Raw genomic sequence first — 17,027 nt, 5'->3', positions numbered from 1 at the left:
GGTTGACCTAAACTTTTGTCCCTAACAGTGATAGTTCTTGCGCTAAAACAGCAACCCTTTAGAAAACAGTCAAATTAAATGATAGCCTTTCGAGATAAACGCACTTACGATTCTAGTACTAGAGGAATAGAATATTTTGAGTACATTGACATATTATTCTGACTTTAATCGAATGATATAATAGTGTGTAAGATTTCCAATATATACCTTGGTAATCTAGCAAGTGCGCACAACCTGAAAGTACTACAATCCAATTCTAGGAGGGAAAATCATGAGTGAAGTGAGTTTGATTCCGTACCGTACGGAAGAAGTGCTGGAAACGACCTCAGAAGTACCGAAGGGAATTGAGATGATTGAAGCTCCTGCACTTTGGGAGCGTACCGAACAAGGCAAGGGGAATGTCATTGCTGTTATTGATACAGGCTGCCAGACAGATCACCCTGACCTTAAAGGTCGTATCATCGGTGGGAAAAACTTCACCACGGATTATGATGGGGACGAAACGAATTTCAGCGACAACAATGGACATGGAACTCATGTATCAGGAACTGTGGCTGCTATTGAAAATGGAAGCGGAGTAGTCGGTGCAGCTCCTCAGGCAAATCTTCTTATTTTAAAGGTGCTCACTGGTGAGGGCAGCGGTAAGATGCAATGGATCATTGATGCCATTGAGTATGCAGCAAACTGGACTGGGCCAAACGGTGAGAAAGTAAGAGTGATGTCAATGTCTCTGGGAGGCCCTAAGGACATTCCCGAACTTCACACAGTCATTAAGGATGCTGTGCTGAAACATGACATTTCAGTTGTTTGCGCTGCTGGCAATTCAGGTGATGGACGCGGAGACACACCAGAATACGGTTACCCTGGGGCTTATAATGAAGTGATTCAAGTGGGGGCTGTTGACTTTGAACGCAACCTGGCGGAGTTTACCAATACAAATAATGAGATTGACCTCGTAGCGCCTGGTGTAGAAATTCTATCAACTTATCTCGAAGGAAAGTATGCTAAGTTATCAGGAACTTCCATGGCAACCCCTCATGTATCTGGTGCTTTGGCCTTAATTATTAGTTTAGCAGAAGAGCAATTTCAGCGTCGTATGACAGAGGCTGAGATCTTTTCACAATTAGTAAAAAGAACAGTGTCTCTGGGCCATTCCAAGGTAGCAGAGGGAAATGGCCTGTTATCATTAGCACTACAAGATAAATTAGATAGTTTATTTAGTACTCATAATAGGAAACCTGCGAGATCAGCTCCATCCTATTCTACTAAATAACTTAATGCACAAAAGACCTCTTTCACGGAGGTCTTTTTTGTATGGAGAGGTTTTTCTGAACTGCCCCTAACCTCTATTAGGATCAAACATTGCTTATACTTCGTTAAAACAGCGTGTATAAAACCATTCATAACCTTCTACGATTTGACAACCTGAGATTATTCGTTAAGATAAGTTTGTAAAGAAAAAATTTAATATAATTAATTATTGTCGTTTGAGGAGGTTGTAAATGTCGAACGTAAATAATGATCAAGCTCGTACTTCTATTGAAGAGGCGAAGGCTTATGTGATCGACTCGCTTGCGGAGACCATGGATTTATATGGTGTGACACGAAGTGCCGGTAATTTATACGGAACGATGTATTTTGAAGAGGATATGACATTAGATGAGATGCGTGAGAAACTTGGCATGAGTAAACCCAGCATGAGTACAGGCGTGAAAAAGCTGCAGGAGTACAACATTGTCAAACAAACATTTCGTAAAGGAACACGCAGGCAGACTTTTGTGGCAGAAAAGGATTTCTTTCAATTCTTCTCGAACTTTTTTACAAATAAGTTGTTGAGAGAAGCTAAAGTTAATTTGGATGCTATTAAGCAAGCACAACAAAAACTCGGCCATCTTCTCGAGGATAAAGATTTGGACGAAGGCTTAAGGCAGGAAGCAGAACACACCTATATGAAGTTGGAAGATTCCAAGCCTTACTATCATTGGCTTCAAAAGCTGGTTGATTCCATTGAGAGCGGGGAATTGTTCGAAATGATTCCCATTGATAAAGACGACGAATAAAAGAATAACGCCTCTCCAGAATAACAATGTTTATTAGGGGAGAGGCCCGCATTGTATAAAATACATAATATTCAAACAACCCCACAAAAACCCACCTCAGGTCATCCAAATTTTGGATGACCTGAGGTGGGTTTTTGTGGGAAATAATGATCTTGCCTTCTTTACTTGAAAAAGGGGGAAAAGTCAGACAATATTATAAGTAGGGAAGGTATAGGTGGGTTAAAGTTTTTTTATTCTCCATTACTGAGAGCGCTTACCGTTATAGGAAACACAGGAAATGAACTATTTTATTATGTGGAGGTTGCCAGGTGTGTTAAGTGTAAAAGGTGAATATAAAGACGAGCTTTTTGAAACTATTCTGGAGAATGCCTATCATTGTTTTGTAGTAGTGGATCGCAAGGGTGTCGTGACATATATGAACAAAACGTACTGCAGATTTCTGGAGGTCAGTGAATCTGAAGTGATTGGCAAACATGTAACAGATGTGATCGAAAACACTCGCATGCACATTGTCGCAAGTACTGGAAAGGAAGAAATTGCAGACCTCCAGTTCATTCGTGGTAATCACATGATTGCCAACCGGATTCCTGTGATGTCAGGGAAGGAAGTAGTTGGAGCAGTAGGAACTGTATTGTTCCGGGATACAAAAGAGTGGATGATGTTAAATAGTCACATCAAAGACTTATTGTTAGAGCTGGAGTTCTATCGTGAACAAATGAGGGGCCATCATGGTACAGTGTACTCGCTTCATGACATTGAAGCTAATTCCCCTAAAATGATACAGCTAAAGGAAACGATTAAACAAATTGCGCCTGGTGATGTGTCCGTCCTATTAAATGGGGAAAGTGGTACAGGAAAAGAATTGTTTGCTCATAGCATTCATCTGCTGAGCGAACGCCACACGAAGCCGTTTGTTAAGGTGAATTGTGCCGCAATTCCGGAGAATTTAATAGAGTCAGAATTATTCGGGTACAAAGAGGGAGCTTTTACTGGAGCGAAAAAAGGCGGGAAGTTAGGAAAGTTTCAGCTTGCAGATGGAGGGACACTTTTTCTCGATGAAATAGGAGATATGCCTCTTAATGTCCAAGTGAAGCTGTTGAGAGTTTTGCAGGAGAAAGAGGTCGAAGCAGTGGGTGCAGTTCATCCTCAAAAAATAGATATAAGAATTGTAGCGGCTACTAATAAATCCCTTGAGAAGCTAGTGGAGGAAAAGCGGTTCCGAGAGGATTTATTTTATCGGATTAATGTGATTCAAATCGATATCCCTCCTTTAAGAGAAAGACCTGAGGATATCTTGATGCTGGCCGATTTCTTTCTCCGGAAAGTTACGAATCGGACTGGGAAAAGAGTGACGGCATTCACCTCAGAAGTTCTGGAGCGATTTCAGCAGTACAAATGGCAGGGAAATGTGCGGGAACTTGAGAATGTAGTCGAGGCTGCTGTACATTTGTGTCATTCCTCTACTATTACGATGAATGATTTACCAGGATATCTGCAATCTCCTCCTCTATCTGCAGTCGGAGGTGTAACGTTGAAGGAAATATTAGAAAATACCGAACGAAAGGCAATTGAAAATACGCTAGAGCAAACTAGCGGGAATAAGCTGGAAGCTGCTCGTCGATTAGGTTTAGGTAAATCGAGCTTTTATGAAAAACTAAAAAAATTCCAAATCTAAATATCGATCCATTTGAACAGCCCTGACACTCTGTTTATAAAGCTTCTCCCATTGAGATTACCAATATTAGGTGATGTCATGTTGCCGTTAAACGATTATACTTAGTACAGTAAATATAAGAAGGGTGATTATAATATGAAATCATATATTCAAGAGCACATTGATGATTTTCTAGAAAAAAACCAAAATAAGGGTAGACTGCTCATTAAATGTCCTGACCAACCCGGGATTGTATCGGCCATGTCACTATTTTTAAAGAAAAATGGTGCTAACATCATCGAATCTAATCAATTTACAACGGACCATGAAGGCGGAACATTTTTCATTCGGATGGAATTTGAATGTCCAGATTTGCAAGAAAAAGGACAAGTACTAAAAGAACAATTCGAGGATATTGCTGACAAATTTTCAATGGATTGGGAAATTCATTTCCTCCATGATGTCAAAAAAACCGCTATTTTTGTATCCAAAGAACTTCATTGCTTACGTGAACTTTTGCTGGAATGGCAAAGCGGGGATCTGATGACGGATATTGTCGTTGTGATTAGTAATCATGAGGAATGCCGTGAGATTGTAGAATCCTTCAATATTCCCTTCTATTACATCCCTGCCAACAAGGATATTCGCAAAGAGGTCGAGGAAAAGCAGCTCCAGTTGTTGAGGGACTATGATGTTGAATTGATTGTGCTTGCCCGTTATATGCAAATTCTAACGCCAGAGTTTGTAGCAGCACATAAGGCACAAATTATTAATATCCACCATTCCTTCTTGCCGGCCTTTATTGGAGCTAACCCACATAAACGTGCTTTTGAACGGGGTGTAAAACTGATTGGAGCTACAGCCCATTACGTGACGAATGATTTGGACGAAGGTCCGATTATTGAACAGGATATTATACGTGTTAACCATCGTGATAATGTAGAGGACCTGAAAAAGAAAGGGCGTTCCGTTGAGCGCAGTGTGTTGGCCCGCGGTGTGAAATGGGCGTTGGAAGATCGTCTCATCGTTTACGAAAACAAGACAATTGTGCTGTAAGAAATTATGAGGAGAGCGTCCTATATTGGGGCGCTCTCTTTATGTTTAGAACGTAATATTATACTTTGTAAGTAAGTCTGATAAAATCGGTCTTTCATTCCCATCTCGTCCAGTTTTATGGGTGGCTGTAATCAAAGCATTCAGTATAGCTTCTTCCGTTGCTTCTCCCGCAGCCCTGAACGCTGTGTCGATGTCTTGTTCATGAATCATCGATGTAGTGAGGCATTGAGACGGCCGTTCATGGGGGATTTTTGCGGCCGTAGAAAACCCTATAATGATATCACCGCTTCCATTCGAAATGGTTGATCCAGTCCGGGATAAACCTGTTACAGATCGTTTGATAATTCGATTTAACTGCCTTTCGGATACGGGTAGATCTGTAGCGATGATTACCATAATTGACCCTTTATCTTCTTCCTCAGAGGGTGGAACAATTGCCTTTTTTAACTCCTGTCCAACTGCTCGTCCATTAATCTTTAAATCGCTCAGCATTCCAAAATTTGCGAGCACTAACACTCCGAGTGTGTAGCTGCCATGTTCTAGATTCATTTCCCTGGAAGCTGTTCCAACTCCACCTTTCAACGAATAACTGACCATTCCTGTTCCAGCACCGACAGCTCCTTCATGAAATTCAGCAGAGGTTTGAGTCAACGCTGAGAGAACATGGTGCTCTTCTACAAACTGGGCGCGGATATCATTGAGATACATATCATTACATTCCCCTACCACCGGGTTAAGTGTTCCTGTTGTTCGTCCAATTTCAGGGTTGTCCGCCATCATATACTTTGTCAGGGCTAAGAAGGCAGTACCGGTGTTTAACGTGTTGGTTAATAGGATTGGTGTTTCAAGAGTTCCTAGTTCCTTCATTTGAATTGTTCCCATTGTTTTGCCAAACCCATTCAAAATATGACATGAGGCAATTAGCTTTTCTTTAAATAAGTTTCCTTGGTGGGGGAGGATAGCAGTTACGCCGGTTTGCATTTCTCCCTGGCTTAAAGTGACGTGGCCAACTGTGACTCCGTCTACATCAGTAATTGAATTATAGTATCCTATAGGTAATTTTCCGACCGTAACACCATAATCCCGAATTCTATTTTGACCATGCATTCCAGATCACCTTCTTTCAACTTCCTATTTGACTCATTCAACTTCTTTACCAATAGTCCTTTTTTTAAATTAAATTCAGGGTAAATTCCTAATAGTTAAAGAAAAATTTAAATTTTTTTTGAACAAGAATGGATACGCTTACATTTTTTGAGCAATTTATTTGAAGTCAATGAATTCAGTAGTTTAATGGAATTTAAAATAGTTTGTATTTTCCGAAAATTATGGTTAAGACTCAGGAAAATCCGTCTTTGACGCGTGAAGAAGGATTATTTTCATGCTATACTAGTAAAAAACTGCAAAAGACAGAATTTTAACACTACAATGAAAACGTAGATGAGGGGGACCTGGAATGCAGAAGAATGGCTATCCTATAGCACAAGGATTATATCATCCAGACTTTGAACATGAGGCCTGCGGTATAGGTATGATTGCAAATATAGATGGGACAAAATCACATAGCATTGTTGAAAATGCCGTAACGATTCTTTGTAACTTGGAACACCGTGGCGGCCAGGCTGCCGACATAAGTACAGGGGATGGAGCGGGAATATTAACGCAAATCCCTCATTATTTTTTCGAGAAACAGTGTGAAAAAGAAGATATTGAACTTCCGGCTGAAGGCGAATACGGTGTAGGGATGTTATTCCTTCCTTATAATCATGATAAACGTATGAAGTGTAAGGAAATGTTTGAGCAGATTGTCGAAGATGAGGGGCAGACCTTCCTTGGCTGGCGCACAGTACCAGTTAACGATTCCTTTGTCGGCAAAGATGCTAAAAAGACTAAACCATTTATTCGGCAAGCCTTCATTGCTCCTAATAAAAGTGTAAAAAATCGAATGGACTTCGAACGCAGGTTATATATTATTCGTAAACGTGCTGAAACGACTATTGCCAAGATGGATGGTTACGATGACTTTTATTTGTCGAGCCTATCAACAAGCACCATTGTCTATAAAGGGATGCTCGTACCCGAACAAATGGATTCATTTTATATTGATTTAAATCATCCTGATTTTAAGACTGCTCTTGCTTTAGTGCATTCACGCTTTAGTACAAATACGTTCCCGAGCTGGAAACGTTCCCACCCTAACCGTTACACCATTCATAACGGTGAGTTTAATACTCTTAGAGGGAATGTGAACTGGATGAGGGCTCGCCAGCAACTTTGTGAGTCGGAACATTTCAGTAAAGAGGATCTCGATAAACTGCTGCCGATTATTGATGATGATGGCAGTGATTCCTCGATGTTTGACAATGCATTTGAATTTCTTTACTTGTCAGGGCGATCCCTAGCTCATACAGCTATGATGATGGTACCAGAACCGTGGTCAAACGATGAGTCTATCAATGAACAGAAGAAAGACTTCTATGAGTACCATAGCTGTCTCATGGAACCGTGGGATGGGCCGGCAGCACTGGCTTATACAGATGGAAAACAAATTGGTGCCTGTTTAGATCGTAATGGATTGAGACCAGCACGATACTACGTCACAAAAGGCGGCATGATTGTACTTGGTTCTGAAGTAGGAGCCTTAGACATTTTTGCTGATGATATTGAATATAAAGATCGGTTACATCCAGGAAAAATGCTGCTAGTTGATTTAGAAAAAGGCAAAATTATTCCGGATGAAGACATTAAAATGCAAATTGCCGGTGAACAACCATATCGAGAATGGCTGGATGAGTATAAATGGGATTTAGCAGATTTGCCAGAACCTTCCCATCAGCCGACTTCACAGGTTGAGAATTTGATTGATCATCAATTGGCTTTTGGATATACAACTGAGGAATTAAATAAAATATTGATTCCACTCGTTTCAGATGGGAAAGACCCAGTTGGTTCAATGGGCTACGATTCTCCGCTCGCCGTGCTATCGAAAAAACCTCAACTTTTATATAGCTACTTTAAACAGCTTTTTGCTCAGGTAACGAATCCACCGATAGATGCCATCCGTGAAAAAATCATCACAATGGTTGAAACGACAATTGGAGCGGAAGGGAATCTCGTAGACCCACAGCCGGACAGTTGTCGAAAAATCAGGCTGCAAACGCCTATATTAACAAATGTGGAATTGGAAAAGCTTCGTCAGCAGAAGATTGAAGGCTTTGAGGCCGAAACCCTTTCGATTTTATTTGATACAACAGGTGAATCTGATCAAATGGAACAGACTCTTGAGTCTCTATTTACACAGGCTGATCAAGCTATAGGGAATGGCAAGACACTGTTGATATTGTCAGACCGTGGCATCGACGAAAATCATGCGGCAATTCCTGCATTACTAGCTGTTTCAGGATTGCATCACCACTTAATTCGCCAAGGCACTAGAACAAAGGTCAGCTTGCTAGTTGAATCCGGCGAGCCGCGAGAAGTTCATCACTTCGCAACACTCCTTGGTTATGGCGCAGAAGGAATTAATCCGTATTTAGCCTACGAATCACTTGGTGCCCTTATTGACAAGGGAGATATAAACGTCCCTTCTCTGGAGGAAGCCGTTGACCGTTACATTCATTCTGTTTCAGACGGGGTTATCAAAGTTCTTTCTAAAATGGGTATCTCAACAATCCAAAGTTACCGTGGAGCACAAATTTTTGAAGCTGTAGGGGTGCATCCTGAAGTGATCGATAAGTATTTCACGCGAACAGCTTCACGTTTAGGCGGAATTGGTCTGAATATTATTGAAAAAGAGGTGCGTATACGGCACGACCGCGGTTTCGGCGACCATAGAACTAGCGGGCGGAAGCTTGATGCAGGTGATGAGTTCCAGTATCGGGGAAATGGTGAAGATCATCAATATAATCCAAAAACCATTCATACCCTGCAGCATGCATGCCGTACGAATGACTACCAGCTCTTCAAAAAGTATTCAAAGCTTCTAACTGATGAAACGAATAATTTACAGTCGTTGAGAGGATTGATCTCGTTTAAGCAGCGTGGATCTATCCCGATTGAAGAGGTAGAATCTGTGGAGGATATTACGAGAAGATTTAAAACGGGGGCTATGTCCTACGGATCGATTAGTCAGGAAGCCCATGAAGCACTGGCCGTTGCGATGAACCGTGTAGGGGGTCGCAGTAATACCGGTGAAGGTGGAGAGGATCCTGATCGCTTTACCCCGGATGAAAATGGTGATTCACGCCGAAGCTCTATTAAACAGGTCGCTTCAGGCCGCTTCGGGGTGACGAGCGATTACCTTGTAAATGCTGACGAAATTCAAATTAAGATTGCTCAAGGGGCGAAACCTGGCGAAGGTGGGCACCTTCCTGGCAAGAAGGTTTACCCATGGATTGCAGAAGTACGTGGATCAACTCCCGGTGTTGAACTGATTTCACCGCCGCCTCATCACGATATTTATTCAATTGAGGATTTAGCTGAACTGATTCACAACTTAAAAAACGCGAACCCGAGGGCACGTGTCAGTGTGAAGCTTGTTTCCGCTGTTGGTGTGGGGACTATCGCCGCTGGTGTCGCCAAAGGACGCGCAGATCTTGTCTTAATCAGTGGTTATGATGGTGGAACTGGTGCTGCACCTAGAACAAGTATCAAGCATACAGGACTGCCATGGGAAATCGGCTTAGCTGAGACCCATCAAACGTTGATGCTTAACCGCTTGCGTGATCGGATCGTTGTTGAAACAGATGGAAAAATGATGACAGGAAGAGATATTATAGTAGCCACTTTACTCGGAGCGGAGGAGTATGGATTTTCTACAGCGCCACTAGTCGTTTTAGGCTGTGTGATGATGCGCGTATGCCACCTCGACACGTGTCCTGTAGGTGTGGCCACGCAAAACCCTGAGCTAAGAAAGAAATTCGGCGGTGATCCTGAACATGTGGCCAACTTTATGCGGTTTATTGCTCAGGAAGCCAGAGAACTAATGGCTGAGCTTGGTTTTAGAACGGTTAATGAAATGATCGGGCGAACTGATGTCCTTCGAACCAATGAAGCGGTTGATCATTGGAAAGCCAAAGGTGTAGATTTATCGGCCTTGCTTTATCAGCCGGAGGTCGATCCAAGCGTAGGGCATTATGCCATGAATAAACAGGATCATGGGTTAGATAAAACACTGGACCATGAAGAACTCATTCCATTATGCAAAAAAGCACTTGATCATCAGGAGCCGGTTCGCGGTACAGGTTCGATTAGGAACATTCACCGTGTAACAGGAACTACGCTGGGCAGTGAAATTACTCGACGTTATGGTGCAGCTGGTTTAGCAGAGGATACGATCCAACTGACTTTTAAAGGCTCTGCCGGGCAAAGCTTTGGTGCATTTATTCCTCGAGGAATGACCCTTAGACTTGTCGGGGATGCCAATGATTACGTTGGAAAAGGTTTATCCGGAGGGAAAATTATCGTCAATCCATCAAGAAAATCAACCTTTATACCTGAAGAGAATACAATTATCGGTAATGTTTCACTTTATGGAGCTTCAGCTGGTGAAGCGTACATTAATGGATTGGCTGGTGAGCGCTTCTGTGTCAGAAACAGCGGGGCTGAGGTTGTTGTAGAAGGCGTAGGAGACCATGGATGTGAGTATATGACGGGTGGCAAAGTAGTTGTACTCGGCGGTACAGGCCGTAACTTTGCAGCTGGTATGTCTGGCGGGGTCGCTTATGTACTGGATGATTCAAAGGTGTCATTTGAGAATAAATGTAACCAGGAACTCGTACATGTACAACAGCTTACTGACCAACAGGAAATTGATGAATTGCAAGAACTAGTGCGAAAACATGTGAATTACACTCACAGTCCAAAAGGGCAGCGAATCCTTGAAGATTGGGAGGAAATGGTACCAAGGTTTAAACGTGTTATTCCGAAAGCTTACCTTGAAGTGCAAAATAGAATCAAAACATTGAAAGACCAGGGATTAAATAATTTTGATGCAGAAATGCAGGCTTTTGAAGAAAGTAAACAAGAGAAAAAACCTGTAGAAGCTTAATCAGATCGATAAGGAGGGGATACGATGGGAAAGCCGACTGGATTTATGGAATACCAACGTCAGACTCAAGACGAGCGAGACCCGGTAACGCGTACGAAAGATTGGCAGGACTATACGATACCAATGTCAGATGAAGAGGTTCAGAGACAGGGAGCACGCTGCATGGATTGCGGTGTCCCAACGTGTCATACAGGAATGGAGATCAACGGGTCAACGACAGGATGTCCCGTCTATCATTTAATTCCAGAATGGAACGACCTTGTTTATAGGGGCCAATGGAAGGAAGCCCTGGAAAAAGAACACGAAATGAATAATTTCCCGGAATTTACTGGATTCGCTTGTCCGGCTCCATGTGAAGGAGCTTGTGTACTGGGGATTAATGAACCACCGGTAGCTATTCGAACAGTGGAACGCTCCATCATAGAGAAAGGGTTTGACGAGGGCTGGGTAGTACCAGAGCCTCCGGAAAACCGTACCGGTAAAAAAGTGGCTGTAGTGGGCTCAGGACCAGCAGGGCTTGCTGCAGCCGCCCAGTTGAATAAAGCGGGGCATACGGTGACTGTTTTTGAGCGTAATGACCGTGTTGGGGGATTGCTTACGTACGGGATTCCGGAAATGAAGCTCCCTTATTCCGTTGTGGAACGCCGAGTTTCCTTGTTAGAACAGGAAGGAATTAAGTTTGTCACAAATACAGAGGTGGGGCGAAATTATCCAGTCTCACGCCTGCGTGAGGAGTTTGACTCTATTATTCTATGTGGCGGGGCAACGATCCCGCGTAATATTGAAGCTGAAGGAAGAGGATTGAAAGGTATCCATTATGCAATGGATTTCCTTCATGCCAACACAAAGAGCTTACTAGATTCAAACCACGAGGATGAAAATTATATTTCAGCTGAAGGGAGAGACGTTATTGTGATCGGAGGAGGAGACACAGGGACTGACTGTATCTCAACCTCTGTCCGTCATAACTGTAAGAGTCTGACTCAATTCGATATTTACGATAAGAAAATGGAGTCTCGTGATGACTTGACAAACCCATGGCCTCAATATCCAATTGTCCACCGTGTCGAGTATGGCCAGAAGGAAGCAGGAGCTGTATTTGGCCGTGACCCAAGGGCTTATTCAGTGATGACAAAGAAGTTCGTCGGGGATGAGGATGGTTACGTTAAAGAAGTCCACACAATTAATGTGGAATTAGTCTTTGATGAAGACGGTAATCGTCAACGAAGGGAGATTCCAGGTACAGAAAAAGTATGGAAGGCTGACCTTGTACTGTTAGCAATAGGCTTCAGCGGCCCTGAACAAGATCTTATTGAAAAACTTGAAATTGAAACAGACAATCGCTCGAATGTGAAGGCGGAATACGGAGATTACTCGACTAATGAGGAAGGGATTTTCTCAGCTGGCGATATGCGCCGCGGACAAAGCTTGATCGTTTGGGCGATTAATGAGGGAAGAGAAGCTGCCCGTGAATGTGATCGCTATTTAATGGGCGAAACGGTTTTGCCATAAGAATTTTATGTGTCATGCTAAACACCTGCTTGAGGATGCGAGCAGGTGTTTTTCTATCTTATGGATAGATTGGAATGAGTTTAAATTACTGAGTGACGGGTAATGATACCAAAGAAAATAACCATTCCATATTCATCCATAAGGAGGAGTTATAGATGAGTGACGCATCTCATGAGAAAAAGAATAAAAAGAATAAGCAATTAGAAGAATTTAGGTCTGATGATACTGGGAAGAAAATGACCACAGACCAAGGAGTTAAAGTCTCAGAAGATGAATTTTCTTTAAAAGCGGGAGAGCGCGGACCTACGCTGATGGAGGATTTCCATTTCCGCGAAAAGATGACACACTTTGACCATGAGCGAATTCCCGAAAGAGCTGTCCATGCCCGTGGTTTTGCCGCACATGGAGAATTCCAAGTCTATGAATCTATGAAAGAATATACGAAGGCTGGTTTTCTGCAGGATCCTTCCATAAAGACACCTGTATTTGTACGGTTTTCAACGGTTGCCGGATCAAAGGGTTCAGGAGAAACGGCTCGTGATGCCAGAGGCTTTGCTACTAAGTTTTACACGGAGGAAGGGAACTACGATTTAGTCGGTAATAATATCCCTGTTTTCTTTATTCAAGATGCAATTAAATTTCCTGATTTAGTCCATGCTCTAAAGCCGGAGCCTCATAATGAGATGCCGCAGGCTGCTACAGCCCATGATACGTTCTGGGATTTTGTTGCCAATAACCAGGAAGCGGCGCATATGGTCATGTGGGCAATGTCAGACAGAGCAATTCCTAGAAGCTTTCGTATGATGGAAGGGTTCGGTGTCCATACATTCCGTCTTGTAAATGAGCGAGGAGAGGCGCACTTTGTGAAATTCCACTGGAAACCCGTTTTAGGAACCCATTCACTCGTGTGGGATGAAGCTCAGAAGATAAACGGGAAGAACCCGGACTTTCATCGCGGTGATTTATATCAGTCTATCGAGGATGGAGATTTTCCTGAATACGAGCTAGGGGTTCAAATCATTAAAGAGGAGGAGGAATTCAACTTCGATTTCGACATCCTTGACCCTACGAAGCTATGGCCGGAAGAGGATGTTCCAGTTAAACTCATTGGAAAAATGACACTGAATCGGAATGTTGATAATGTATTTGCTGAAACGGAACAAGTTGCCTTTCACCCAGGAAATGTTGTACCGGGAATCGATTTTTCGAATGATCCGCTTCTGCAAGGGCGTTTGTTTTCCTATACAGATACACAATTAATCCGTCTAGGCGGTCCGAACTTCCATGAACTGCCGATCAACAGGCCTGTGTGCCCTTATCATAATAACCAGCGTGATGGTTACGGTCGTATGACCATAAACAAAGGTCCAGTGAGTTATCACAATAACTCCCTCGCTGACAATACGCCTGCCACTTCTAGTGAGGAAGAGGGCGGCTATGTCCATTATCAGGAGAAAGTGGAAGGACGTAAGGTGAGAAAGCGCAGCGAAAGCTTTAAGGACCATTTCTCCCAGGCCACACTATTTTGGAACAGTATGAGTGAACCTGAAAAAGAACACATCATTTCTGCTTTTAGTTTTGAACTTGGTAAGGTAGGGAGCAAATCTGTGCAGCAGCAAAATGTGGATATGTTCGCGAACGTCAGTCTGGATTTGGCCAAAGCCGTCGCAGATAACATTGGTGTAGATCAGCCTCAAAGCGGAGGTTCTGATGTTACAAAATCATCACCTGCCTTAAGTCAGGAAAATACTAAGAAAAAACCATCAACGAGAAAAGCAGCTGTCCTTGTTGCTGAAGGTTTTGACGGGGCAGAAGTTTCTTCCGTATTAGCTGCCTTAAAGGTTGAAGGAGTGATTCCTGAAATTATCAGCGAAAAGCTGGGTACCGTGAAGGGCTCAAACAATGCAGAGTTCGAAGTGGATCATACTTTTTTAACCGTTGATTCAGTGTTGTTTGATGCTGTCTATGCTGTCGGTGGCAGCAAGGTTAGCGAAAAGTTCCATCAAGATGCTATGTACTTTATTGATGAAGCTTTCAAACACTTTAAACCGATTGGAGCTACTCATGACGGGAAAAAATGGTTGAAAAAAGCGGATCTCGCAACTAGCAAAGGGGTTGTACTTGGAGATGACCCAAGTGAATTTGCTAAAGACTTTAGCGAAGCAATTGCTTCACACCGTTTTTGGGACCGTCAATTAGTATAAATGTTTATCAAAATAAGAAGCCTGATGACTACCTCAAAGGTGGTCATCAGGCTTCTTAGTGTCATTGATTAATCGAATGGAATCGGGTAATCCTTAACCTCAACTTTCCGAATCCGTAAGGGGATTTCCAGAGTAGCTCCCTCTTTTATCGGGTTGCCTGTTAAACGATTTGCTCTTTCTAGTTGTTGTACGGTTAAATGATAGTTCGCTGCAATGCTAGTGATTGTTTCCCCTATTTTTACTTTATGCGACCCCCTATTTTTCTCTATCCGGCATACTGAATTTTTATAGAGAGGTTGATGGGATATGGGATCCACCACGTCAATCGTTAATTCATTAGCTGAGGGTTCCTTTTCAAAATTTCCGAAGTGAAACGGGACGAATACAGTTCCTTTTTTCACAGAATCTGATAATCTACTTGGAACCTTAATCGTTCCTCGGGGTGAGACCACTTCCACTTCTTCTCCTGGAAGGATACCCATTCGTTCAGCATCATGTTGATGGATATCTACATAGGCTTCTTTGGCTGCTTGCTCCAAGGAAGGGGAACGGCTTGTTTTCGTCCTTGTATGCCAATGCCAGACCAGTCTGCCTGAATTAAACCAAAATGGATAACTCTCATTTGGCTGCTCAGAAGGCGGGAAGTAGGGAGTTGAATAAAAGATTGCTTTCCCTGCTTCACTCTTTTCTTTATACTCACTTCTGGAAAGCGGTCTTCCTGTGATGATATCTTTTCCATAGCTTTGGGCATAGTCCACTTCGGTATTGAACTGAAAGTCTTCATACAGTCTAGTTGTACCTTCGGGAGTTTCTTCACTTGCAGGCCATTGCATCCCCTTATTTTCCTCGAGGCTTTGATAACTCATAGCTGTCATGTCGCTTGGCCTTCCTTTAGAAATCACTTTCCATTCTTCAAAGGCCTCCTCAGGGGTTTCAAACTGGATAAGAGGATCCCCGTCTTTATTTTGAAAGCCCATTCTTTCTGCAAAATCAAGCAAAATATCAAAGTCTGCCTTTACTCCATTGGGTGGCTCAACAGCTTTCCTAAGTAGATTTATAGTTCGATCCGCATTTTCCATTGTGCCTTCTTTTTCTCCCCACATGGCAGGAGGAAGAACCACATCAGCTATTTCTGTCGTTTCTGTTAAGAATGGGTCCTGTACAACCACAAAGGTATTCTCTAATGCCTCCCTTGCACGCTGACGGTTAGGCAAAGAAACCAACGGGTTTGTGTGGATATTCCAGAAGAATCCAATTTGATCGTTTTCCATCATCTCAATTTGTTTAATAATCCCTTTCTCAGGTCCCACTTCTAATTTATCTTCTTTAACATTCCATAGTTCAGCCATTTCTTTTAAGTGTTTGGGATTAAGCGGATTGCGGTTACCTGGGTATGTTCCGACTCCTCCCACGGTCCGGTTCCCTGAGGAGCTTGGCTGCCCGGCCATATGTAATGGCCCAGAGCCTTCTTTTCCAATTAGACTCCTCATTAGATGCAAATTATTAATGGCCACACACGTTGCCGTAGCATCAGCAGCTTGATAGACCCCTTGAAGCGTTGTACTCACAAGACTGTTAGTGCGGCCAAGTTGTTCCACAGCCTCTTCTAACTTTTCAAGGGTAATACCAGTATATTGTTTGGTTTGTTCTAAGGACCATTCTGCAGCTGTCTTTTTCATTTCATCAAAGTGAACCGTATGTTTCCGAATAAAAGAGTCATTCACGTAATTTCTGCGGATCATTTCTCCTATCAACCCATTTAATAAAGCAAGATTCGACCCTGTTTTTAAGGATAAGTGTAAGTCAGCAGATTTTGCTGTTAATGTTTCGCGTGGATCTACCACTATGATATAAGGTTTACCAGTTTCCTTTTTACGGGTCATTACTCTCTCAAATAGGACGGAGCCTGTTTCAGCAGGGTTGTGGCCAAAGAACATGACTGTATCTGTATGGTCTAAATCTTCAAAAGAAGCAGGTACACCATCTGAACCAAAAGATTGGATCAAGCAGTATTCTGTTGTTGCCGTACATAATCTAGTATTCGCATCTAATAAATGTGTGCCGATCCCGGCACGTCCAATTTTAGCAATGGTGTAATAGTCTTCAAGAAATCCCTGTCCTGTACTATATATAGCTGCACCATTTGGTCCTTTCTCATCAATCACTTCTTTCGCTTTGTCCACAATCCTATTCATTGCCTCATCCCAAGTTGCCTTCTTGAGTTTGCCTTCTTGGTTTCGAATTAAAGGATGAAGTAAGCGGTCTGGACTATTATTCGCAATCCATTGGTCTTTGGCTTTAGGATCGAGTCGGCCGAGATTCATTTGGTGGTCTTTCATGCCCCTCACACCAATTAGCCTATTGTCCTTAACAGCAATCTCACAACCACACCCTATAGAACAAAGATTGCAAGTGCTATGGATCCATTTGTCTACGTCTTGCTGCTCTTTAATATGTTGATCATTTTTTATTGGTCCCCATTCTTTCATAAT

General features: G+C 42.6%; 9 protein-coding genes. 7 read left to right on the top strand and 2 right to left on the bottom strand.

Features of this window, described 5'->3' with window-relative positions; all coding sequences use genetic code 11:
* The first annotated feature begins 271 nt into the window (after window positions 1-271).
* The 4 genes from G6R08_RS09360 (at window position 272) to purU (ending at window position 4,770) form a co-directional block, all read left to right on the top strand.
* Window positions 272-1,273 (top strand): S8 family peptidase, encoded by a 1,002-nt coding sequence (locus G6R08_RS09360; RefSeq protein ID WP_079528927.1) that lies wholly within the window; start codon window positions 272-274, stop codon window positions 1,271-1,273.
* A gap of 229 nt (window positions 1,274-1,502) precedes the next feature.
* Entirely contained in the window at window positions 1,503-2,060 is a 558-nt protein-coding gene (cudC, locus tag G6R08_RS09355) for a choline uptake/conversion transcriptional regulator CudC (protein WP_163527736.1), read from the top strand.
* 277 nt (window positions 2,061-2,337) lie between these two features.
* A complete protein-coding gene (locus G6R08_RS09350) occupies window positions 2,338-3,735 on the top strand; it encodes a sigma-54 interaction domain-containing protein (RefSeq protein ID WP_240339682.1) in 1,398 nt (465 codons plus the stop codon).
* A 135-nt stretch (window positions 3,736-3,870) separates the two neighbouring features.
* Complete coding sequence (gene purU / locus G6R08_RS09345; RefSeq protein ID WP_163527735.1) at window positions 3,871-4,770, top strand: formyltetrahydrofolate deformylase; 900 nt, start codon at window positions 3,871-3,873, stop codon at window positions 4,768-4,770.
* 45 nt (window positions 4,771-4,815) lie between these two features.
* Here the strand turns inward: purU and G6R08_RS09340 are convergent, their stop codons facing one another.
* Window positions 4,816-5,877 carry a DmpA family aminopeptidase gene (locus G6R08_RS09340; RefSeq protein WP_163527734.1) on the bottom strand — a complete coding sequence of 354 codons (1,062 nt, stop codon included), beginning with the start codon at window positions 5,875-5,877 and terminating at the stop codon, window positions 4,816-4,818.
* 349 nt (window positions 5,878-6,226) lie between these two features.
* Here G6R08_RS09340 and gltB point away from each other — a divergent pair, with 349 nt between their 5' ends.
* From gltB to G6R08_RS09325, 3 genes are all read left to right on the top strand, one after another.
* Window positions 6,227-10,819 carry a glutamate synthase large subunit gene (gltB, locus tag G6R08_RS09335; RefSeq protein WP_163527733.1) on the top strand — a complete coding sequence of 1,531 codons (4,593 nt, stop codon included), beginning with the start codon at window positions 6,227-6,229 and terminating at the stop codon, window positions 10,817-10,819.
* A gap of 24 nt (window positions 10,820-10,843) precedes the next feature.
* The gene (locus tag G6R08_RS09330; RefSeq protein WP_163527732.1) at window positions 10,844-12,331 is read left to right on the top strand and encodes a glutamate synthase subunit beta; all 1,488 of its coding nucleotides are present in this window, start codon (window positions 10,844-10,846) and stop codon (window positions 12,329-12,331) included.
* Between the two features lie 155 nt (window positions 12,332-12,486).
* Entirely contained in the window at window positions 12,487-14,535 is a 2,049-nt protein-coding gene (locus G6R08_RS09325) for a catalase (RefSeq protein ID WP_163527731.1), read from the top strand.
* A 68-nt stretch (window positions 14,536-14,603) separates the two neighbouring features.
* Here G6R08_RS09325 and G6R08_RS09320 read toward each other — a convergent pair whose 3' ends face one another.
* Window positions 14,604-17,024: a molybdopterin-dependent oxidoreductase gene (locus G6R08_RS09320; protein WP_163527730.1), complete on the bottom strand. Its 2,421-nt coding sequence runs from the start codon at window positions 17,022-17,024 to the stop codon at window positions 14,604-14,606.
* Window positions 17,025-17,027: the final 3 nt, after the last annotated feature.

Source organism: Halobacillus ihumii (assembly GCF_902726645.1).
Classification (GTDB): domain Bacteria; phylum Bacillota; class Bacilli; order Bacillales; family Halobacillaceae; genus Halobacillus_A; species Halobacillus_A ihumii.
This window is presented reverse-complemented; position numbering and strand designations above follow the sequence as displayed.